Origin of the sequence: Spongiibacter taiwanensis (assembly GCF_023702635.1) — a bacterium.
Classification (GTDB): Bacteria; Pseudomonadota; Gammaproteobacteria; order Pseudomonadales; family Spongiibacteraceae; genus Spongiibacter; species Spongiibacter taiwanensis.
Window position 1 is genome coordinate 1,524,846 of sequence record NZ_CP098455.1, and the last position, 17,883, is coordinate 1,542,728.

Here is a 17,883-nt window from a genome sequence, read left to right on the forward strand (position 1 = left end):
CAAATAAGGTCACACTCAGAGCGTCTGTGCGGGTGCGAACCAAGGCGGGTTTCGCCGCTAATGGCCCGGTCCTTAGCAAGGAACACAACACGGGGTCGCGGCCGCACAGACACTCCCGAAGGGCCGCAGCACAAGGGATTTCGGACTGCGTTGCAGCCCTTGCAAAGGGCCGGGCCATTCCCTGCGGACTGCGCCTTGCCAAAATCCCTTGTGCTGTGGCTGAGCGTAACCTTATTTGCCGCATGGACCACTAGCCCGCCCGGCGCACTTGCCTCGGGTTAAGCGCCCTTGGCTTTTTTGCGGCGCTTCACCGGCGCCTCATTGCGAGAGCGGTAATCCAGCTTGGGCAGACGCGGCAATTTGCCTGTCGACAGGTACGTGTGAATCTGCTCCTGGGACCGAATCATCGCCACCCCCTTGGCCCGCGGACGGAAGTGATTGCTCATGGTGGCATCCACAATCCGCGCCTTGACGTTATCAGCCCACTGAATATCCAGAATATTCTGAATCATCTTCTGCAGCGGCTTACTGTTGACCGGGCAACTGACCTCCACCCGGAAGTCGATATTGCGCGTCATCAAATCCGCCGACGAAATAAAGTACCGCGGCTCGCCACCATTACGGAAAACATATACCCGCGGGTGTTCAAGGTAGCGATCAACAATACTGATCGCCTCAATATTGTCGCTCAGCCCGGGCACACCGGGAGCCAGCGAACACATGCCACGCACAATAATCCGGATGGGCACACCGGCAGCGCTAGCGGCATAAAGGCGATCAATTAACTCTTTGTCCACCAGGTTATTGCACTTCAGGGTAATACCGCACTGCTTGCCTTCGTTGGCATTGGCGATCTCGCCATCCACCAGGGCTAACAGATTCTCCCGGGTGTTCAGCGGCGACACCCACAGGTTTTTAAATTGGTGGCGCTTATAGGTGTACTCAATAAAGTCAAAGACCTTGGCAACCTCATCACCAATCTCCTGATCGTAGGTCAGCAAGCTGAAATCGGTGTAGAGCGACGCCGTCTTTTCATTGAAGTTGCCGGTTCCCACGTGGGAGTAGTACCGCTGAACCGTGCCTTCCTGGCGGGTGATACAAATCAACTTGCCGTGCACCTTAAGGCCGGGCACACCAAGAATCACGTTAACGCCACCATCGGTCAAACGCTGGGAAAGCGCGATGTTGGCCTCTTCGTCAAAGCGGGCCTGCAGCTCCACCACCACCGTCACTTCTTTGTGATTGGCAACCGCATTGAGCAATGCATCCACCACATGGGAGTTAGAGGCAACCCGGTACAAGCTCACCTTGATGTCCTTCACCGCCGGGTCGATTGCCGCTGTTTTCACAAAATCCGTCAGGTAATCAAAGCTGTGATAGGGGTAGTAGAGCAGCACATCCTGCTCCCGAATACAGCTGAGAATATTCGCCGCCTTGGCAATATCGGGGTGCGGAATATTGGGCAGCGGCTTGAGCTCCAGGTACGCCGGCCCCAGGTTAGGAAAGCGCATAAAGTCTTTGGAGTTGTGGTAGCGACCGCCGGGAATCATCGAGTCGAGACGACCAAGGCCCAGCCGCTTGATCAGGTATTCCAGCAAATCGTTGGGCATGGCGCTGTCGTAAACAAAGCGCACCGGATCGCCCTTTTTTCGGCGCTTCAGACTCTGGGCCATCTTTTCCACAAAGGTCTGGGTCAGCTCTTCGCTCAATTCCAGCTCGGCGTCCCGGGTCAGCTTTATGGTGTAGGCTTCGGCGCTGTCCAGCGGAAAGATGCCGCGAAACACTTCCTGCAAACACACCCGAATGATGTTCTCCAGAGTGATCAGCACCTTACCTCTTTTACCCTTGCGGCTGGGAATACGGATAAAACGATCTAGCCTAGCGGTGGGCACTTCGAGCAGGGCAAAGCGGGTTTGCCCTTCAAATCCAAGGCGAATGGCCAGATAGATGGACGCATCACTCATTTCAGGAATGGGGTGCACATCGTCCAGCAGGATCGGCTCCAGCTCCTGCTGAATAGAACTGAAAAAATAGCGCTTTACGTAATCGCGCTGGGCATCATCGAGCTGCTTCTCGTTAACGAGATAAATTTTGCGGCGCTGCAATTCCTTCATCAGCGCACTGTAGGTGCCGTCAAAACGGCGCTGCAGCTTGAGCACGTTCTGGCGAATTTCCTCCAGCAACAGCTTGTACTCTTCCTGCTTGGAGGGGGTAGAGAAGGCGGCCAGGCGGCGCACATCGGCCACCCGCACGCGGAAAAACTCGTCCAGGTTATTGGAGAAGATACCCAGGTAACGAATTCGCTGAATCACCGGCACCTTAGGATCGGCCGCCTCCTGCAATACCCGCTCGTTAAAAGATAGCCAACTCAGCTCCTTGGCAATCCAGGTTTGCTCGGTCGAGACGTCCGTCATTAGTAGCCCCTAGCTCTGTAAAAACAACGGCATAGCCTAGCCGCAGTCCATGTCATTTTAATGACATATTACAGCAGTCGCATTTGCGCAGCACTGCCATTACACTGAACCGCTCCACAGAAAACCACACGGGAATTGCCGCGACAAATGGCCCAAAACAGCGAGTTGTACGCAGCCCTGGACCTGGGCTCCAATAGCTTTCACCTGCTGATCGCCAGCGTTGAAGATGACAATCTCAAAGTGATTGATCGTCACAAGGACATGGTGAGACTGGCCGGGGGCCTCGACGATAACGGCAACCTCAGCGAAGAATCCCAGCGCCGGGCGCTGGATAGCCTGGCCAAAATGGCCAACCGCCTCAGCGGCGTTCCCAAACAGCGCATCCGGGTAGTGGGCACCAACACCCTGCGCGCCGCCAACAATGCCGCCGACTTTATGGCTCAGGCCGAGGCCATACTGGGTGTGCCAATCAATATCATCTCGGGCACTGAAGAGGCTCGCCTGGTTTACCTCGGCGTTGCCAAGGATTTTGCCCCCGGCGAGCGCAGTCGCCTGGTTGCCGACATCGGCGGCGGCTCAACCGAAATTGTGGTCGGCAACCACGTTCCCCGCTTGCTGGAAAGCTTGCCCATGGGCTGCGTCAGCTTCAGCATGCGCTACTTCCCCGGCGGGGAAATCAGCGAAAAGGGCTTTCGCCGGGCGGTCAATGCGGGTCGCCGCCTGATATCACCCTATGTCGAGCAATTCAAAGATCAATGGCAGGAAGCCGTCGGCTCGTCGGGCACCATTCGCGCCATCGCCAAAATCATGGATGAGCAAAAGCTCAGTGACGCCGGCTACATTACCAAGGCAGGGCTGGATGCACTCAAAGAACAGATGCTCAAGGTCGACCACGTCAACAAGCTCGACATCGTAGGCTTGAGCGATGACCGGGATGAGGTCTTTCCCGGCGGTTTCTCGGTGCTGTATGCCCTGTTCCAGGAACTCGACATTCAAGCCATGCACGTGTCCACCTTCGCCGTACGCGAAGGCATTGTGTATGACCTGGCCGGGCGCCTGCACCACCGCAACGACACCCGGGACCACACCATCCAGAAACTCATCGCCCAGTTTCATATCGATGGCAAACAAGGGGATCGGGTCGCGGCCCTGTGCGAGCGCTGGTTCCCCACCATCCAGCCTCACTGCCAAACCCCCGAAGAAGAAGCACTCGACCTGCTCCGCTGGAGCGCCCAGCTCCACGAACTCGGCTTGGCCATTGCCCACGGCGGCTACCACAAACACGGCGGCTACATCCTCAGCTACGCCGACCTGCCCGGCTTTTCACGACAGGAACAGGCGCGCTTAAGCTTTCTGGTATTGAACCACCGCCGCAAGCCGAAGCCCCCCTCCACCCTGGTCTATGGCGTCAATCCCGACTGGCTGTTGGCCTGTGTGTTGCGCCTCGCCTGCATTTTTTACCGCCGGCGCCAAACCGCCCCCCTGCGTGAAGACATCACCCTCACTTGCGAGAGCGGCACCGAGCTCTCCCTTACGCTCCCTGCGGGCTGGATGGAGGACAACCCCCTGGTTGCCGCCGATCTCGACGAAGAGGTCGAGCTGCTGAAAAAAGGCACCGACATCAAGTTGACCATTCGTGTCAGCGACGACCACGCCGTCACCACCCGCGCGAGCGGCTAGTCAGCACCACCGCCATCGCGCTACAATAGCCCCAGCGAAACAGTGCTGTTTTGGGGCCGATTTGGATTCGACGCCGGTAACAAAGCTCTGTGGTGCATGCCGTGATGGCAGCCAATCACGTTAATCCAAAGCTGTAAACGATATAGTTGCCAACGACGACAACTACGCTCTAGCGGCCTAAACCCCCGTTAGCGGTCATTAGCGGATGCTTGTAAACGCGAAGTGACCGTCAGATAGAACAAGCTAGCGGTGAAGTTTGTCTGAGACAGATCCGCGAAACTCCTAATCAGAATCGCCAATATCGTCCTGACCGTTGGGCTGATTGCGGCTAAATCAATAAACGGAAACTAAGCATGTAGAGCCCCGAGTGGCGGACTGGCGGACGCGGGTTCAAATCCCGCCGGCTCCACCAAATAAAGAAAGGTCACCCCTGTGGTGGCCTTTTTTTATTTTTGGCGTTGATTGGGTGCAGAGCCCGCGCCCGGGTTCAGCCGAAGTGAGCGCAGCGAACAGAGACAGCGCCCGCAGGGCGACCCAGAGGGTGAGGGCGCAGCCCGAGTCAATCCCGCCGGCTCCACCAATACAAAACCTCAACCCGACAGGGTTGGGGTTTTTTATTGGTCGATTGACAGGTTTTGAGGCAAACACGCCGGATTCACAAAACGGCAGGACAGCCGTTTTGCACGCCCTCCAGGGCGCCCGAAGGGCGAGGCACATGGAGGTGCCGAGTGAAATCCCCCAGGGCGAGCAATCCCCACATACCGGTTTAGTAGCCTCGGCTATGACCCGAGGTACTCCCGAGCCTCTCCGCAAGCCATTGCTTGATAAGATTCTCTCGCGTCACACCTAGCCGCTCGGCCTCGATATCGAGGCGCTCAACCATGGCAGCGGGTAGCGCGAGAACCACCTCAGTTGAACGTCGGTTGGGATGAACAGCAGTAGACAGATCCAGCTCGTCGAGAACATCGGCCTCATTGTCGTTAAATTTTCTGTCGAAGAAATCGCTGTTCATCATCAATCTCACTTGCTGGCGCCAGTGCCAACACTACTGCATCATTGAAGCACTCGATTGTACCCGATATCCCTTTCCCCTATAGTCCCAAGAGCAAAGGAACCGCTAGCGAAATAACGCTAAATCCGAGGGACAGATGCCACTCGACGCCCAAGATAACAACAAGTCCAACTTCTGGTTTCTAGAAGAACACCAAAGCATTCTGCTGCAACTCACCACCTCGGCCGAGAACGCGTTCTACTCTGACCCCAACACCACCCTGATTAAACTGCGCCAATTTGGCGAGGCACTGGCTCAGGATTTGGCCATGCGGGCCGGAATCGAGTTTGACAACACCACCAGCCAGGCCGACTTGCTGGGCCGCCTCAGCCGCGAGATTGGCCTGGACGCCGAAATCCGCAACCTGCTCCACACCCTGCGCATTGAGGGCAACAAAGCCACCCACGAATTCCAAACCCAACACCGGGAGGCCATGCTCGGCCTCAAAGCGGCCCGCGCGCTGGCGGTCTGGTTTCATCGCTCATTTGGTAAACAGGGCAGTGCGTTCAAGCCTGGTCCCTTTGCTCCGCCGACCGATCCAAGCCAGAAGCTGCGGGACCTGCAAACTCAGATTGACCAGCTCAACGCCGAGCTTCAAAGCCACAGCGAGCAGGAAGGGCTCGCCCAACAACGCGATAGTCTGCTTGCCCAGGAGCGAGAGGAATACCAGCAACTGGCCGAACTGATGGATCAGGAAGCCCGGAAGTTTGAGCAGCAGGCAAAGGATGCCGAGCGTGCGCTGGCCCAACAGAAGCAACAATTCGAGGCCCAGATTGCCGCCCTGAAAGCCCAGATCACGGCGGGCAACTCACCACCAGACCTGCAGCGCAGCGCCGTCGCCACTCAGACCCAGCAGGCCAGCGCTACACTCGTGCTGGACGAAGAACTGACCCGCGTATTTATTGATCAGATGCTGCAGGATGCAGGCTGGGAGGCCGACACTCAGGCCCTCACCTACAAATCCGGCACTCGCCCCGAAAAAGGCAAAAACAAGGCAATTGCCGAATGGCCCACCGCTACCGGCCCCGCCGATTACGTATTATTTGCCGGGCTCGTTCCGATCGCCGTGGTAGAAGCCAAGCGGGAAAACAAGAACGTAGCGGGAATGATCCCTCAAGCTGAGCGCTACGCCAAAGGCTTCAAGCCCGCCGCCGAATACACGCCCGCTTGGCAGTATCAGGGACTAACCATTGCCTGGCCCGACGATGCCGACGGCCACTACCAAATCCCCTTCGTCTATGCCTGCAATGGCCGGGACTACATCAAACAACTTGAGGAACAATCCGGCACCTGGTTTCGGGATGTGCGGGCGTCGAGCAACGTCAGCGGCGCCCTGCAAGGCTTCCACAGCCCCGACGGCCTGCTCGACAAACTGACCCGCGACCGACAGCAGGCGGAGCAAAAACTCAGCACCGAGGGCTTCGACTACCTCGGCCTGCGGGACTACCAGGAAAAAGCCATCAAGGCCGTGGAAGCGGCCATCGCCAACAACCAGCGGGAATGCCTGTTGGCCATGGCCACCGGCACCGGCAAAACCCGCACTATCATCGGCCTGATGTACCGCTTCCTTAAAGCCGAGCGTTTCAAACGCATTCTGTTTCTGGTGGACCGCAGCGCCCTGGGCACCCAGGCGCAAGATGCCTTTAATGAGGCCCAACTGGAGCAGAACCAGCCCCTCTCCAAAATCTACAACGTCAACGAGCTGGGCGACATGGCCCCCGAGGCCGAAACCCGGGTGCAGGTCGCCACCGTCCAGTCTATGGTCAAGCGGATATTCCACGCCGATACCCCGCCACCCGTAGACCAATTCGACTGCATTATTGTGGACGAGGCCCACCGGGGTTACACCCTCGACCAAGACATGACCGACGGCGAGCTGGCGGTGCGGGATGCCAGCCAGTACCTGTCCAGCTATCGCCGGGTGCTGGACTACTTCGACGCGGTCAAGGTCGGCCTCACCGCCACCCCCGCCAAGCACACCAGCGATATTTTCGGCAAACCGGTATACACCTACTCCTACCGGGAAGCCGTGGCGGATGACTGGCTGATCGACCACGAACCACCCATTCGCTACGAAACCCTGCTCACCCAAAATGGCATCACCTTTGTAAAAGGCGAGCTGGTGCAGGCCATCAACACCGCCACCGGCGAGGTGGAATCATCAGAACTGGAAGACGACCTGGGCTTTGAAGTGGAAGCCTTCAACAAGCGGGTGATCAACGAGAATTTCAATCGGGTCATCTGCCAACAGCTGGCCCAGGAGCTGGACCCCTTTGGCGACGAGAAGAGCATGATCTTCTGCGCCACCGACCTCCACGCCGATATGGTCAAGCGCTTGCTGGATGAAGCCTTTGTCGATGTGTACAACGGTGAATACAAACAATCGGCGGTGGCCAAGATCACCGGCCAGAGCGACAAGGTCAGCCAGCTGATTGCCCGCTACAAGAATGAACGCTACCCCAATATCGCCATTACCGTGGACCTGCTTACCACCGGCATCGACGTACCCAAAATCGCTCACTTGGTGTTCTTGCGCCGGGTACGCTCACGGATTCTTTATGAGCAGATGATTGGCCGTGCCACCCGCCGCTGCGATGAAATCGGCAAGACCGTTTTCCGCATTTACGACCCAGTGGATATCTACGCCGCGCTAGAAGCCGTTTCCACCATGAAGCCCCTGGTGAAAAACCCCAACATCAGCCTGGAGCAGCTCTGCGAGGAACTCACCGACCCCACCAAACTAGAAGCCGGATTGAACGCCCCCGGCGATACCCCGGAGCAAAGCCAGGCCGATGTGGCGCTGAGCCAATTGGGGCAAAGGGTGATGCAGGTGCTTCGCAAGGCCAGTAGCAAAGCCGACAGCAACCCCAAGGTCAAAGCCAAACTTGAAGAGCTGCAATATAGCTGGGGCGTCGAGCCCGCAAAACTGCACCAGCACCTTCACACCCTTGGCCCGCGCCAGGCCGCCAATTTTCTCAACCAACACAGTGGCTTTCTGAATCAGCTCGCCCAGGTCAAACAACTGCTGGGCAGCGAGCGCATGCCGGTAATCTCCGAGCATGAAGACGAGTTTATGGTGCGGGAGCAAAACTACGGCAAGCACAAACGCCCAGAAGACTATCTGGACAGCTTCAATGACTTTATCCGTCGGGAGTTAAACCAGTCCGCCGCCCTCAGCGCCGTGGTCACCCGGCCAAGAGACCTGACACGGGAACAGCTCAAAGAAATCCGCCTATTACTGGATAACAACGGCTACACCGAGGCCAGCCTGCGCAGCGCCTGGCGCCAGCAAACCAACCAGGATATTGCCGCCAGCATTCTCGGCCATATCCGCCGGGCCGCCCTGGGCGAGGCGATGATTCCGTTTGAGCAGCGGGTACACACCGCCCTACAGAACATTCTCAGCAGCCACAACTGGAGCCCCGTCCAGCGCAAATGGCTTGAGCGCCTTGGCAAGCAACTTACCCATGAAGTGGTTATCGACCAGGACACCATCAACCAACTACCCGCCTTTACCGGTGGCGCCAGGCAGCTGGATAAAATCCTGGGGGATCAGCTGGACAATGTGCTTGAGGCGATCAACGACAGCCTGTGGGAGGCGTCTTGAATGCCCACATGCATAGAAATCGCAATTTTTTATACACGACCTCATCCTCATGTATAAATTTTTGGCTTTTTTAAGCATGTTCACTTGTCATGTCGATGGCATCGACATAAGCTGACAATGTGTTGAAAAAATCAGGAAATATAAACATGACATGGCGCGCCGATCACCCATACAATGCCCTGCCACCCCTCCCCCCCTCGGTGGAACACACAGAAAGCGTTGCCGTACTCAAGGCCTGTATACCCGCTCGCGCCGCGCTGGCAGAGCTAAAACAGGCTGGGGAGCTATTACCCAATCAAGGCCTGTTAATCAATCTGCTGCCACTGCTAGAAGCAAAAGACTCCTCCGAGATAGAGAACATCGTCACCACCACCGACAAGCTATTCCAGTACGCCAACGAAGATGACAGCGCCGACCCTGCTACTCGCGAAGCCCTGCGCTATCGCCGGGCACTGTCTACCGGCTTTAGAAAGTTAAGTGAGCGACCGCTAACCACCAATACTGCCATCGAAATTTGCAGCACAATCAAGTCGGTGAACATGCAGGTACGCCGTGTACCGGGCACCAAATTGATGAACCCGGCAAGCGGCGAAATCATTTACACGCCCCCCGAGGGAGAAGCTCAACTGCAGACCCTGCTGAGCAACTGGGAGCAATTCCTCCATGCCGACGATGGCCTCGACCCGCTGATAAAGATGGCCATAGCCCATTACCAATTTGAAGCAATCCACCCCTTCACCGATGGAAACGGTCGCACCGGGCGAGTGCTCAATATTCTTTATCTCATTCAGCAGGGCCTCCTCAGCTTACCCATCCTGTATTTGAGCCGCTACATTGTGCAGAACAAGGCGGACTACTACCGGCTACTCCTGGGCGTCACCCGGGAACAAGACTGGCAGAACTGGATTCTTTACATGCTCGCCGCCGTGCGAGAGACCGCAAAATGGACCAGCGCCAAAATCGCGGCAACCCGGCAGCTTATTGAGCTAACCAGCTACCATGTACAAACCCAGCTACCAAAGATTTACAGCTTCGAATTAGTCCAGCTGATTTTTCAACAACCCTATTGCCGCATAAACAACCTGGTCGATGCCAATATAGCCAAGCGCCAAACCGCCTCCAGTTACCTCAAGCAGCTCTGCGATATCGGCGTATTGGAAGAGCGCCAAGTCGGCAAGGAAAAGCTCTTTATCCACTCAAAATTAGTGACGCTCTACAGCCACGATAGCAACGCCATACAGGACTACCCCAAACCATGACCCACAACGACATCGTCCAAAAACTCTGGAACCTCTGCGACGTACTCCGGGACGACGGCATTAACTACAGCGACTACGTCACCGAGCTGGTGATGCTGCTGTTTATGAAAATGGTCCATGAGAACACCGAGTCTGGCATTCTCAAAAAGCACCCCCTGCCCGAGGGCTGCCGCTGGACCGACCTCAACAGCAAATCCGGCCTTACCCTGCTAGACGACTACAAGCGCATTCTGCTGGCGCTGTCCTCTGGTAAAGATGCCAACGGCCAGCCCCTGCACAACGACAAACTGATTTCCGCCGTGTACGCCGACGCCCAAACCCGGCTGCGGGAACCCCGTCACCTGGAACAACTGGTGCGAGCCCTGGACCAGATCGACTGGTACAGCGCCCAAAAAGACGGCCTGGGGGATTTGTACGAGGGCCTGCTGGAGAAAAACGCCAGTGAGACCAAATCCGGCGCCGGGCAATACTTCACCCCCCGGGCGCTGATCAACTCCATGGTCCGCTGCATTGCCCCCCAGCCCGGTGAAGTGATTCAGGACCCGGCAGCGGGTACGGCCGGCTTTTTGATCGCCGCTGACGACTATATCAAGCGGCACACCGACGAGCTGTTTGATCTGGATGCCAAGGCCCAAAGCTTTCAGCGCAACAAGGCCTTTATCGGCGTAGAGCTGGTCCCCGGCACCCGCCGCCTGGCGCTAATGAACTGCCTGCTCCACGGCATGGAAGGCGGCGACGAAGGGGTGGTCCACTTGGGTAACGCCCTGGGCATGGTAGGCCAGGGTTTAAGCAAAGCCGATGTGATTCTGGCCAACCCGCCCTTTGGCACCAGCAAAGGCGGTGAAGCCAGCATCACCCGGGACGACCTCACCTATAAAACCAGCAACAAACAATTAGCCTTTTTGCAGCATATCTACCGCAACCTCAAATCCGGTGGCCGCGCCGCCGTGGTGCTGCCCGATAACGTGCTGTTTGAAGCCGGTGTGGGCACCGAGGTACGCCGGGACTTAATGCACAAGTGCAATCTCCACACCATCCTGCGCCTGCCCACCGGCATCTTCTACGCTCAAGGTGTGAAGACCAATGTGCTGTTTTTCACCAAGGGCCACCCCAAGGACAAGCTTCAGGAAGAAAACTGCACCGAACAGGTCTGGGTCTACGACCTGCGCACCAATATGCCCAGCTTCGGTAAACGCACGCCTTTTGGTGAGCAACACCTCGCCCCCTTCGAAGACTGCTACACCGGACAGAACAAGAGGGCGACCGCCAGGGATGGCGGAAGTGCCGAAAATGCAGGAGCAATTTTCGGCCGAGTGGAGGGCGACTGGAACTTCAACGCCAAGGACACCACCACTGAAGCAGCCGCAAGCTCAAACCAAGAACTGGAAAACAGCCGCTGGCGGGTCTTCACCCGCGACTGGATACGCGACACCAAAGGCGACTCCCTCGACATCAGCTGGCTAAAAGACGCCGACAGCGTCGATGCCGCCAACCTGCCGGAACCGGAAATTCTCGCCGCCGAGGCCATGTCAGAACTCACCGAAGCCCTGCGGGAAATTGATGGCTTGATGCGGGCCTTGGGGGCAAATGATGAAGCCGATAGTCAGAAGAAATTACTGGAAGCGGTATTGGGTGTGGGGAGTGAGTCGGTTTAATGAGTAACGCCAATTCCCAAGATAACGTTGCTGAGGTAAATGCAAGCTATGCCGCAACTGCAGCTATTCCCAATCGTCATTCCCGCGAAAGCGGGAATCCAGAACTGCCAGTTAATTGGACAATTTCAGCCTTCACAGAAATTTATGACATCCAGGGCGGGACACAACCACCAAAATCTGAGTTCATTTATGAGCCTGAAGACGGGTACATCCAACTTTTACAAATCAGGGATTTTGGTCGAAAGCCAGTTCCGACCTACGTGCCCCTATCAAAAAAGCTCAAAACATGCGAAAAGACTGATTTGCTTATAGGTCGATACGGTGCTTCCTTGGGCCGAATTTGCACTGGAATGACAGGCGCATACAACGTAGCACTCGCCAAAGTTATAGCTCCAGAAAAAATGTATCGGAGTTACACAAGACGTTATCTCGAATCACATATATTTCAGAACGAGCTAGCGCTACTCTCGAGATCAGCGCAAAACGGTTTCAACAAAGAGGATCTAAAAGGATTTAATGTCCCCCTCCCCCCTCTAGCCGAACAGAAAATCATCGCCGACAAACTCGACGAACTGCTGGCTCAGGTCGACACACTGAAAGCCCGCCTCGACGCCATCCCCGCCATTCTAAAACGCTTCCGCCAATCCGTCCTTGCTGCGGCGGTGAGCGGGAAGTTGACGGAGGAGTGGCGAGTACAAAGCAATAACCCACCCGAATTTGATGTCGAGAAATTGGGCAACCTGATCACGGAAATGAGAAACGGGTTATCTCCTAAGCCCAATGAAAAGCGATCTGGATACCCAATTCTTAGGATTAGTTCAGTAAGGTCATTTATCGTTGATCAGGACGACATACGACATTTGGAGGTGAATGAAGACAACAGAAAACGTTATTCACTTATTACTGATGATTTGTTGTTTACGAGGTATAACGGGAGTGCTGATTTTGTTGGCGTCTGCGGACGAATCAATACATTACTGCATGAGACACTGCTCTACCCAGACAAGCTGATAAGGGTTCGCACCGATCCCAAAAAAATACTACCTGGATATCTTGAAATATTTTCCGCTAGCCACCTTGCAAGAACATACATTCTATCTTTAATAAAATCGACTTCAGGACAAAAGGGAATATCAGGGAAAGACCTCAAAGAAATGGAAATCACTCTTCCCTCGACAGAAGAACAAACCGAAATAGTCCACCGCGTAAACCACCTCTTCACCCACGCCGACCAAATCGAACAACAAGTCAAAAACGCCCAGGCCCGGGTCAACCAACTCACCCAGGCCATCCTCGCCAAAGCCTTTAAGGGCGAACTCACCGAGCAATGGCGCAAGGACAATCCCGAGCTGATCAGCGGCGACAACTCCGCCGGGGCCCTGCTGGCCCGCATCAAAGCCGAGCGCGCCGCCGCCAAACCGGCCAAGAAAACCCGAGAAAAAGCGCGATGACTGACGAAGACGAGCAACAGCTCCCTCTCTTTGATTTGGAGCCAAGCGGAATCATTGAGCATGCAAGCCCAGTAATCGACGGGAAGACCGAAGAGGCGGAGCAGCAAACAGCGTCACGCTACAGTAAATACATCGTCTATGTTGATGAGAGCGGCGATCACGGCATGCAAACCATCGATGCCAACTATCCACTATTCGTCTTGGCTCTGTGCGTTTTCCATAAGCGACATTACAGCGAACAGGTCGTTTCAGCTTTGGAGAAATTCAAGTTCAATCATTTTGGCCATGATCAGGTCGTACTTCACGAAAATGAGATTCGCAAAGAGAAGGGGGAATTCAACATATTCCGCAGCCGGGAAGAAAAGTTTGCGTTCATGGACGAGCTGACCCAAATCATTGAACTCAGCAATTTCATACTAATCAGCTGCGTTATCGACAAGCGTCAACTAAAGGGCCACGCCGATGCCACCTCCAACCCCTACCATATTGCGCTGGGCTTTTGCCTGGAGACCCTTTTTGAGTTTCTCCAGGAAAAGGAACAGCATGAAAAACTGACGCATGTGGTGGTTGAGTGTCGCGGCAAGAAAGAAGATGACGAGCTAGAGTTGGAGTTTCGCCGCATATGCGATGGCGCGAACCGGCTTTCCCACCAACTCCCTTTCGATATCCGCTTTTCAGATAAAAAAGCCATGTCATCTGGGCTACAGCTGGCTGACCTGGTTGCAAGACCAATCGGACTGAGCGTTTTAAAACCGGAGCAGGACAACCGAGCCTTCGAGGTGCTGAAGCGGAAATTCTACTGTGCTGGGGGACGCGCTTGTGTCGGGACAGAATTTGAGGGCTATGGGCTGAAGATTTTCCCCAGCCCAGAAAGCGAAAAGCCCCGATGATACTCACCGAGGCTGCGACGCCGACCGGGAACCCCCAATCCATTTGCAGCGAATGATAGGTAAACAGACTTTCAAGGTCAACCCCAAAAAACCGAAACAAATGACAAGCCCAGCCAGTCGTTAAAGGAAAAATATGAGTGATATCAAACTGTTCCGCCTAAACGACAATGTCGCCAGTGAGATAAGCGGCCAAAGCGCCCAACTGGAAAAGCACCTGCAAAATCACGTCGAAGCCAATATGGCCACCCTGCTGGGGGTGCGGTACCTGGCCTCGGAGTATGCCACCGGCAAAACCCACAAGGGCCGTATCGACTCCCTGGGTCTGGACGAAAACGGCTGCCCGGTCATTGTCGAGTACAAACGCCACAGCAATGAAAACGTGATCAATCAGGGCCTGTTCTACCTGGATTGGCTGCTGGACCACCAGGCCGAGTTTCGCTGGCTGGTGATGGAGAAGATCGGCAAGGAGGATGCCGACAATATTGAATGGAGCGGTACCCGGCTGATTTGCATCGCCGCCGACTTTAACCGCTATGACGAACACGCCGTGCAGCAGATTAACCGCAATATCGAGCTGATGCGCTACCGCTACTTCGGCGATGAGCTATTGCTGCTGGAACTGGTGAATGTCCAGACAGCCAACGCAATCCCAGCGAAACCCACAAGTCAATCCAGCAGCCAACCCACCAAGGCGGCGAAAACAGCCGGCAAAGATAAAAGCCAGCAGGACAGATTGGCAGACGCTTCGCCTGAGCTGGTCGAACTCTATGAAACGGTATGTGCCTATGCCGACCAATTGGGTGACGAGGTGCAACGCAAGGAACTCAAGCTCTACACCGCCTTCAAGCGTATCCGCAACTTCGCGTCAATTGTGGTGCAACCCGGCAAGGATGCCCGTCTGCAGCTTTACCTGAAACTGCCAGGAGAGTTAGGGGAAGAAAACGATTTCAGCCGCGATGTCACCCATATTGGCCATTGGGGCACCGGCAACCTGGAGGTGAATATCCGCGATTTTTCTGATTGGGAAAAGGCGAAATCACTGCTGGACAAAGCCTACCTGGACAATTAACCAGCCCACAATGGAAAGAGGCAAATTTTCACACCCAACAAAGTTCCCAATTTGGGAATTATAAGTATAATTCCCAAATTGGGAACCAAGGACAGTCATGAGAGTCTTAGGACGAGACAAGCTGGTTAAATTCTATAACAAACATGCCAATGCAAAAGGTGCCCTGGAGTCTTGGTTTCAAGAGGCCGAAAAGGCTGATTGGAAGACCACCCACGATATTAAAAGTCGGTACAGAAGTGCTGATTTTCTATCGGTCAACAGAGTGATCTTCAATATAAAAGGCAACCACTATCGGCTTGTGGTTAAAGTGCGCTACCAAAACGGCATCGTAGTGATTGAAGACGTAATGACCCATGCAGAGTACGACAAACGACAATTCTAGGGAGGGACTGTCATGAACCATATTAAATTGATCCGCGATGATGCTACCCACCAGCAAGCTTTGGCGCGCCTTGACTATCTTATGGAAGCGGACCCTCAGGAGAATAGTGCTGAAGCCGAGGAGCTAGAAGTGCTGTCCGTGCTTATCGAGCACTATGAAGAACAGCATTTCCCTATTGACCTGCCCGACCCCATTGCGGCCATTGAATTCCGCATGGACCAGCTGGGATTAAAGGCAAAGGACCTGATCCCCTACATCGGCTCAGCGTCAAAAGTCAGTGAAGTCCTCAATGGAACGCGAAAACTCAGTCTCAATATGATCCGTCGATTAAATGAAGGATTAAAAATTCCCGCCGAGGTGTTGATTCGAGAGCCTGCGCAAAAAGCGGCTGTTAGCGCGGAGATTGATTGGCGGTCTTTTCCATTGAACGAAATGCGCAAGCGCGGTTATTTCCCGAACTTCAGCGGCACTCCCAAAGAGCTGAGGGAATATGCGGAAGAATGGCTGTCTAGCTTCCTGGACTCCATCCCCGGTGGAAGGTCTCTTCGTCCAACATTGTTGCGCAGCAGTGCGCGCCTTCGCGCCAGCAAAAAAGTAACCGATGCCTACGCATTATGGGCCTGGCAAGTTCGTGTAATGCAGAAGGCTTCAGCCATCACACTCCCGACTGAGTATAGAAAGGGCGTCGTCACCGAAAAACTGATGGTAGACATAGCCCAGCTTTCAAGCGCTGAAAATGGCCCCGCATTAGCCCGGGAGCGACTGGCCCAACACGGTATCTACCTGATCGTAGAGCCACACCTGCCGAAAACCTACATGGATGGCGCCGTATGCACCTGCCCCGAAGGAAACCCCATTATCGCACTGACCCTTCGCTATGACCGACTGGATAACTTCTGGTTTACCCTACTCCACGAGCTGGCTCATATCTCTTTGCATTTGGATGGCGAAAATGGCTGGTTTATCGACGATCTGGACGCGACCAGCGACGATCAGCAAGAAGTAGAAGCAGACAAATTGGCAGAAAGCACACTGATTCCCATCAGCAAAACTGCACTTCACGGATTCTCATCTGCCGACGAGGTAAAAGGCCTTGCAGATACACTCAAAATTTCACCCTGCATTATTGCAGGGCGACTGCGCCACGACTTCAAAAGCCATCAGCTATTCGGCACCCAATTCCGAGAGCAAGTCCGATATCTGTTTGCGGAATACGGCTAACCGTTTCAGCTCCAATGACGTCGATACGCAATAAATGCTCGCCATGCCATTAATTATTACCCCCCCTTGAGGAGCACCTAATTTTGGCCAGGATCGCCATTTTTTTATTTATCGTGCTCACCAGCAGTCAACTGGCTGCCAAACAGCTCTACAAATACCAAGACGAGAACGGCCAGTGGCATTTCACTGACCAAAAACCCGTTAATCGAGAAAACGTACAGCAACAGCAACTCACTGTTAGTGAACCAAAGAAGCTGATCCGTGCGGTCAACCGAGGCAGCAAACTGCACCCAAGGTTCTACGTGGTAAATGAATACTATGGTCCCGTCGAGATCGAGTTCTCGGTGACCAAGCAGGAGAATGTCAGTATCTATCCTCGACGCGTTGTGCGAATGACGGTACCCCCCAGAGGAGAATCCTTCGTTTTGGGTATCAAGGCACTGCGAGAACATGGCTGGAACTACCAGACGCTGCTCAGAAAAGTCATTGGCGACCCCACCTCCGAGCCAGATGTGCTATTCGCCTACGGGCAGCCATTCCCCGAGGGCAGAAAATTCAGAGTATCCCAAGGCTTCAACGGACAGCGGAGCCATAAGGGCGAAGAAAATCGCTATGCGGTTGATATATCGCTGCCCGTGGGCACACCCATTCTCGCGGTCAGAGACGGGATGGTCATGTCGGTGAACCAGGACTTCGATATCGGGGGCTATCAGGATAAATTTCGCAACAAGGCCAATCAGATCATGATTTTGCACCGCGACGGCACAATCGCGATCTACGCTCATCTGCAGCTGGAAAGCATCCCCGTTGGCGCTGGTCAGGCTGTGAAGCGAGGGCAAGTTATAGGGCGATCAGGTAACACGGGCTTTAGCAGCGGACCGCACCTCCACTTTGAGATTCACCAAAACCTGGGAATGAAGGGGCAGTCTGTTCCATTTTATTTTGTTGATAGCGGGGGCGGTCGCGTCACCCCCAACACCGGGGTTTGGTTGACAGGCTCACCGGCAATCGGAAGCCCCGATTGAGCACCTCTACCAGATCCCCCCATCAATGCTTCACCCCACCGCATGTACGAAATTCCCCGTTTTCTAAACACGTGCAGCCAACATGTCGATGATATCGACATTAAAACAACGGTCTCTCTTAATTTACTTTTCGCCCGAAGCTGAAATAGCGGCAACCTGTACTGAACCTCTCCCATAGC

12 protein-coding genes and 1 other RNA gene are annotated in these 17,883 nt (G+C 54.8%); 11 read left to right on the plus strand and 2 right to left on the minus strand.

Annotated features, from left to right (window positions below; all coding sequences use genetic code 11):
• Window positions 1–278 precede the first annotated feature (278 nt).
• On the minus strand, window positions 279–2,414 hold the full coding sequence (ppk1, locus tag NCG89_RS07055; protein ID WP_251089057.1) for a polyphosphate kinase 1: 2,136 nt from the start codon (window positions 2,412–2,414) through the stop codon (window positions 279–281).
• A 147-nt stretch (window positions 2,415–2,561) separates the two neighbouring features.
• On the opposite strand from ppk1, the gene NCG89_RS07060 reads away from it, so the two are divergent.
• Entirely contained in the window at window positions 2,562–4,094 is a 1,533-nt protein-coding gene (locus NCG89_RS07060) for a Ppx/GppA phosphatase family protein (protein WP_251089058.1), read from the plus strand.
• A 52-nt stretch (window positions 4,095–4,146) separates the two neighbouring features.
• Window positions 4,147–4,506, plus strand: a transfer-messenger RNA (tmRNA) gene (ssrA, locus tag NCG89_RS07065).
• Window positions 4,507–4,860: 354 nt separating this feature from the next.
• On the opposite strand, the gene brnA is transcribed toward ssrA, so the two are convergent.
• Window positions 4,861–5,109: a type II toxin-antitoxin system BrnA family antitoxin gene (brnA, locus tag NCG89_RS07070; RefSeq protein WP_349631935.1), complete on the minus strand. Its 249-nt coding sequence runs from the start codon at window positions 5,107–5,109 to the stop codon at window positions 4,861–4,863.
• Between the two features lie 133 nt (window positions 5,110–5,242).
• Here brnA and hsdR point away from each other — a divergent pair, with 133 nt between their 5' ends.
• The 9 genes from hsdR to NCG89_RS07115 all read left to right on the plus strand — a co-directional run bounded on the left by hsdR (window position 5,243) and on the right by NCG89_RS07115 (window position 17,704).
• Window positions 5,243–8,752, plus strand: a complete 3,510-nt coding sequence (gene hsdR, locus NCG89_RS07075) for a type I restriction-modification system endonuclease (RefSeq protein WP_251089060.1) — start codon at window positions 5,243–5,245, stop codon at window positions 8,750–8,752.
• Window positions 8,753–8,898: 146 nt separating this feature from the next.
• Window positions 8,899–10,011, plus strand: coding sequence for a protein adenylyltransferase Fic (gene fic / locus NCG89_RS07080; protein WP_251089061.1), 1,113 nt, complete (start codon window positions 8,899–8,901; stop codon window positions 10,009–10,011).
• Window positions 10,008–11,666, plus strand: a complete 1,659-nt coding sequence (locus tag NCG89_RS07085; protein WP_251089062.1) for a class I SAM-dependent DNA methyltransferase — start codon at window positions 10,008–10,010, stop codon at window positions 11,664–11,666. The genes fic and NCG89_RS07085 overlap by 4 nt, the downstream gene beginning before the upstream one ends.
• Window positions 11,666–13,117 carry a restriction endonuclease subunit S gene (locus NCG89_RS07090; protein WP_251089063.1) on the plus strand — a complete coding sequence of 484 codons (1,452 nt, stop codon included), beginning with the start codon at window positions 11,666–11,668 and terminating at the stop codon, window positions 13,115–13,117. Before NCG89_RS07085 ends, NCG89_RS07090 begins: the two co-directional genes overlap by 1 nt.
• Complete coding sequence (locus NCG89_RS07095) at window positions 13,114–14,007, plus strand: DUF3800 domain-containing protein (RefSeq protein ID WP_251089064.1); 894 nt, start codon at window positions 13,114–13,116, stop codon at window positions 14,005–14,007. Before NCG89_RS07090 ends, NCG89_RS07095 begins: the two co-directional genes overlap by 4 nt.
• A 133-nt stretch (window positions 14,008–14,140) precedes the next feature.
• Window positions 14,141–15,076, plus strand: a complete 936-nt coding sequence (locus NCG89_RS07100; RefSeq protein ID WP_251089065.1) for a DUF5655 domain-containing protein — start codon at window positions 14,141–14,143, stop codon at window positions 15,074–15,076.
• Window positions 15,077–15,173: 97 nt separating this feature from the next.
• Window positions 15,174–15,458, plus strand: a complete 285-nt coding sequence (locus tag NCG89_RS07105; RefSeq protein ID WP_251089066.1) for a type II toxin-antitoxin system HigB family toxin — start codon at window positions 15,174–15,176, stop codon at window positions 15,456–15,458.
• A gap of 12 nt (window positions 15,459–15,470) precedes the next feature.
• A complete protein-coding gene (locus NCG89_RS07110; protein ID WP_251089067.1) occupies window positions 15,471–16,679 on the plus strand; it encodes an ImmA/IrrE family metallo-endopeptidase in 1,209 nt (402 codons plus the stop codon).
• An 83-nt stretch (window positions 16,680–16,762) separates the two neighbouring features.
• On the plus strand, window positions 16,763–17,704 hold the full coding sequence (locus tag NCG89_RS07115) for a peptidoglycan DD-metalloendopeptidase family protein (protein WP_251089068.1): 942 nt from the start codon (window positions 16,763–16,765) through the stop codon (window positions 17,702–17,704).
• Window positions 17,705–17,883: the final 179 nt, after the last annotated feature.

Bases quoted from the DNA above. Each gene is read 5' to 3' on its own strand.
- ppk1 (WP_251089057.1), bottom strand. From the start codon at position 2,414: ATGACGGACGTCTCGACCGAGCAAACCTGGATTGCCAAGGAGCTGAGT.
- NCG89_RS07060 (WP_251089058.1), top strand. From the start codon at position 2,562: ATGGCCCAAAACAGCGAGTTGTACGCAGCCCTGGACCTGGGCTCCAAT.
- brnA (WP_349631935.1), bottom strand. From the start codon at position 5,109: ATGATGAACAGCGATTTCTTCGACAGAAAATTTAACGACAATGAGGCC.
- hsdR (WP_251089060.1), top strand. From the start codon at position 5,243: ATGCCACTCGACGCCCAAGATAACAACAAGTCCAACTTCTGGTTTCTA.
- fic (WP_251089061.1), top strand. From the start codon at position 8,899: ATGACATGGCGCGCCGATCACCCATACAATGCCCTGCCACCCCTCCCC.
- NCG89_RS07085 (WP_251089062.1), top strand. From the start codon at position 10,008: ATGACCCACAACGACATCGTCCAAAAACTCTGGAACCTCTGCGACGTA.
- NCG89_RS07090 (WP_251089063.1), top strand. From the start codon at position 11,666: ATGAGTAACGCCAATTCCCAAGATAACGTTGCTGAGGTAAATGCAAGC.
- NCG89_RS07095 (WP_251089064.1), top strand. From the start codon at position 13,114: ATGACTGACGAAGACGAGCAACAGCTCCCTCTCTTTGATTTGGAGCCA.
- NCG89_RS07100 (WP_251089065.1), top strand. From the start codon at position 14,141: ATGAGTGATATCAAACTGTTCCGCCTAAACGACAATGTCGCCAGTGAG.
- NCG89_RS07105 (WP_251089066.1), top strand. From the start codon at position 15,174: ATGAGAGTCTTAGGACGAGACAAGCTGGTTAAATTCTATAACAAACAT.
- NCG89_RS07110 (WP_251089067.1), top strand. From the start codon at position 15,471: ATGAACCATATTAAATTGATCCGCGATGATGCTACCCACCAGCAAGCT.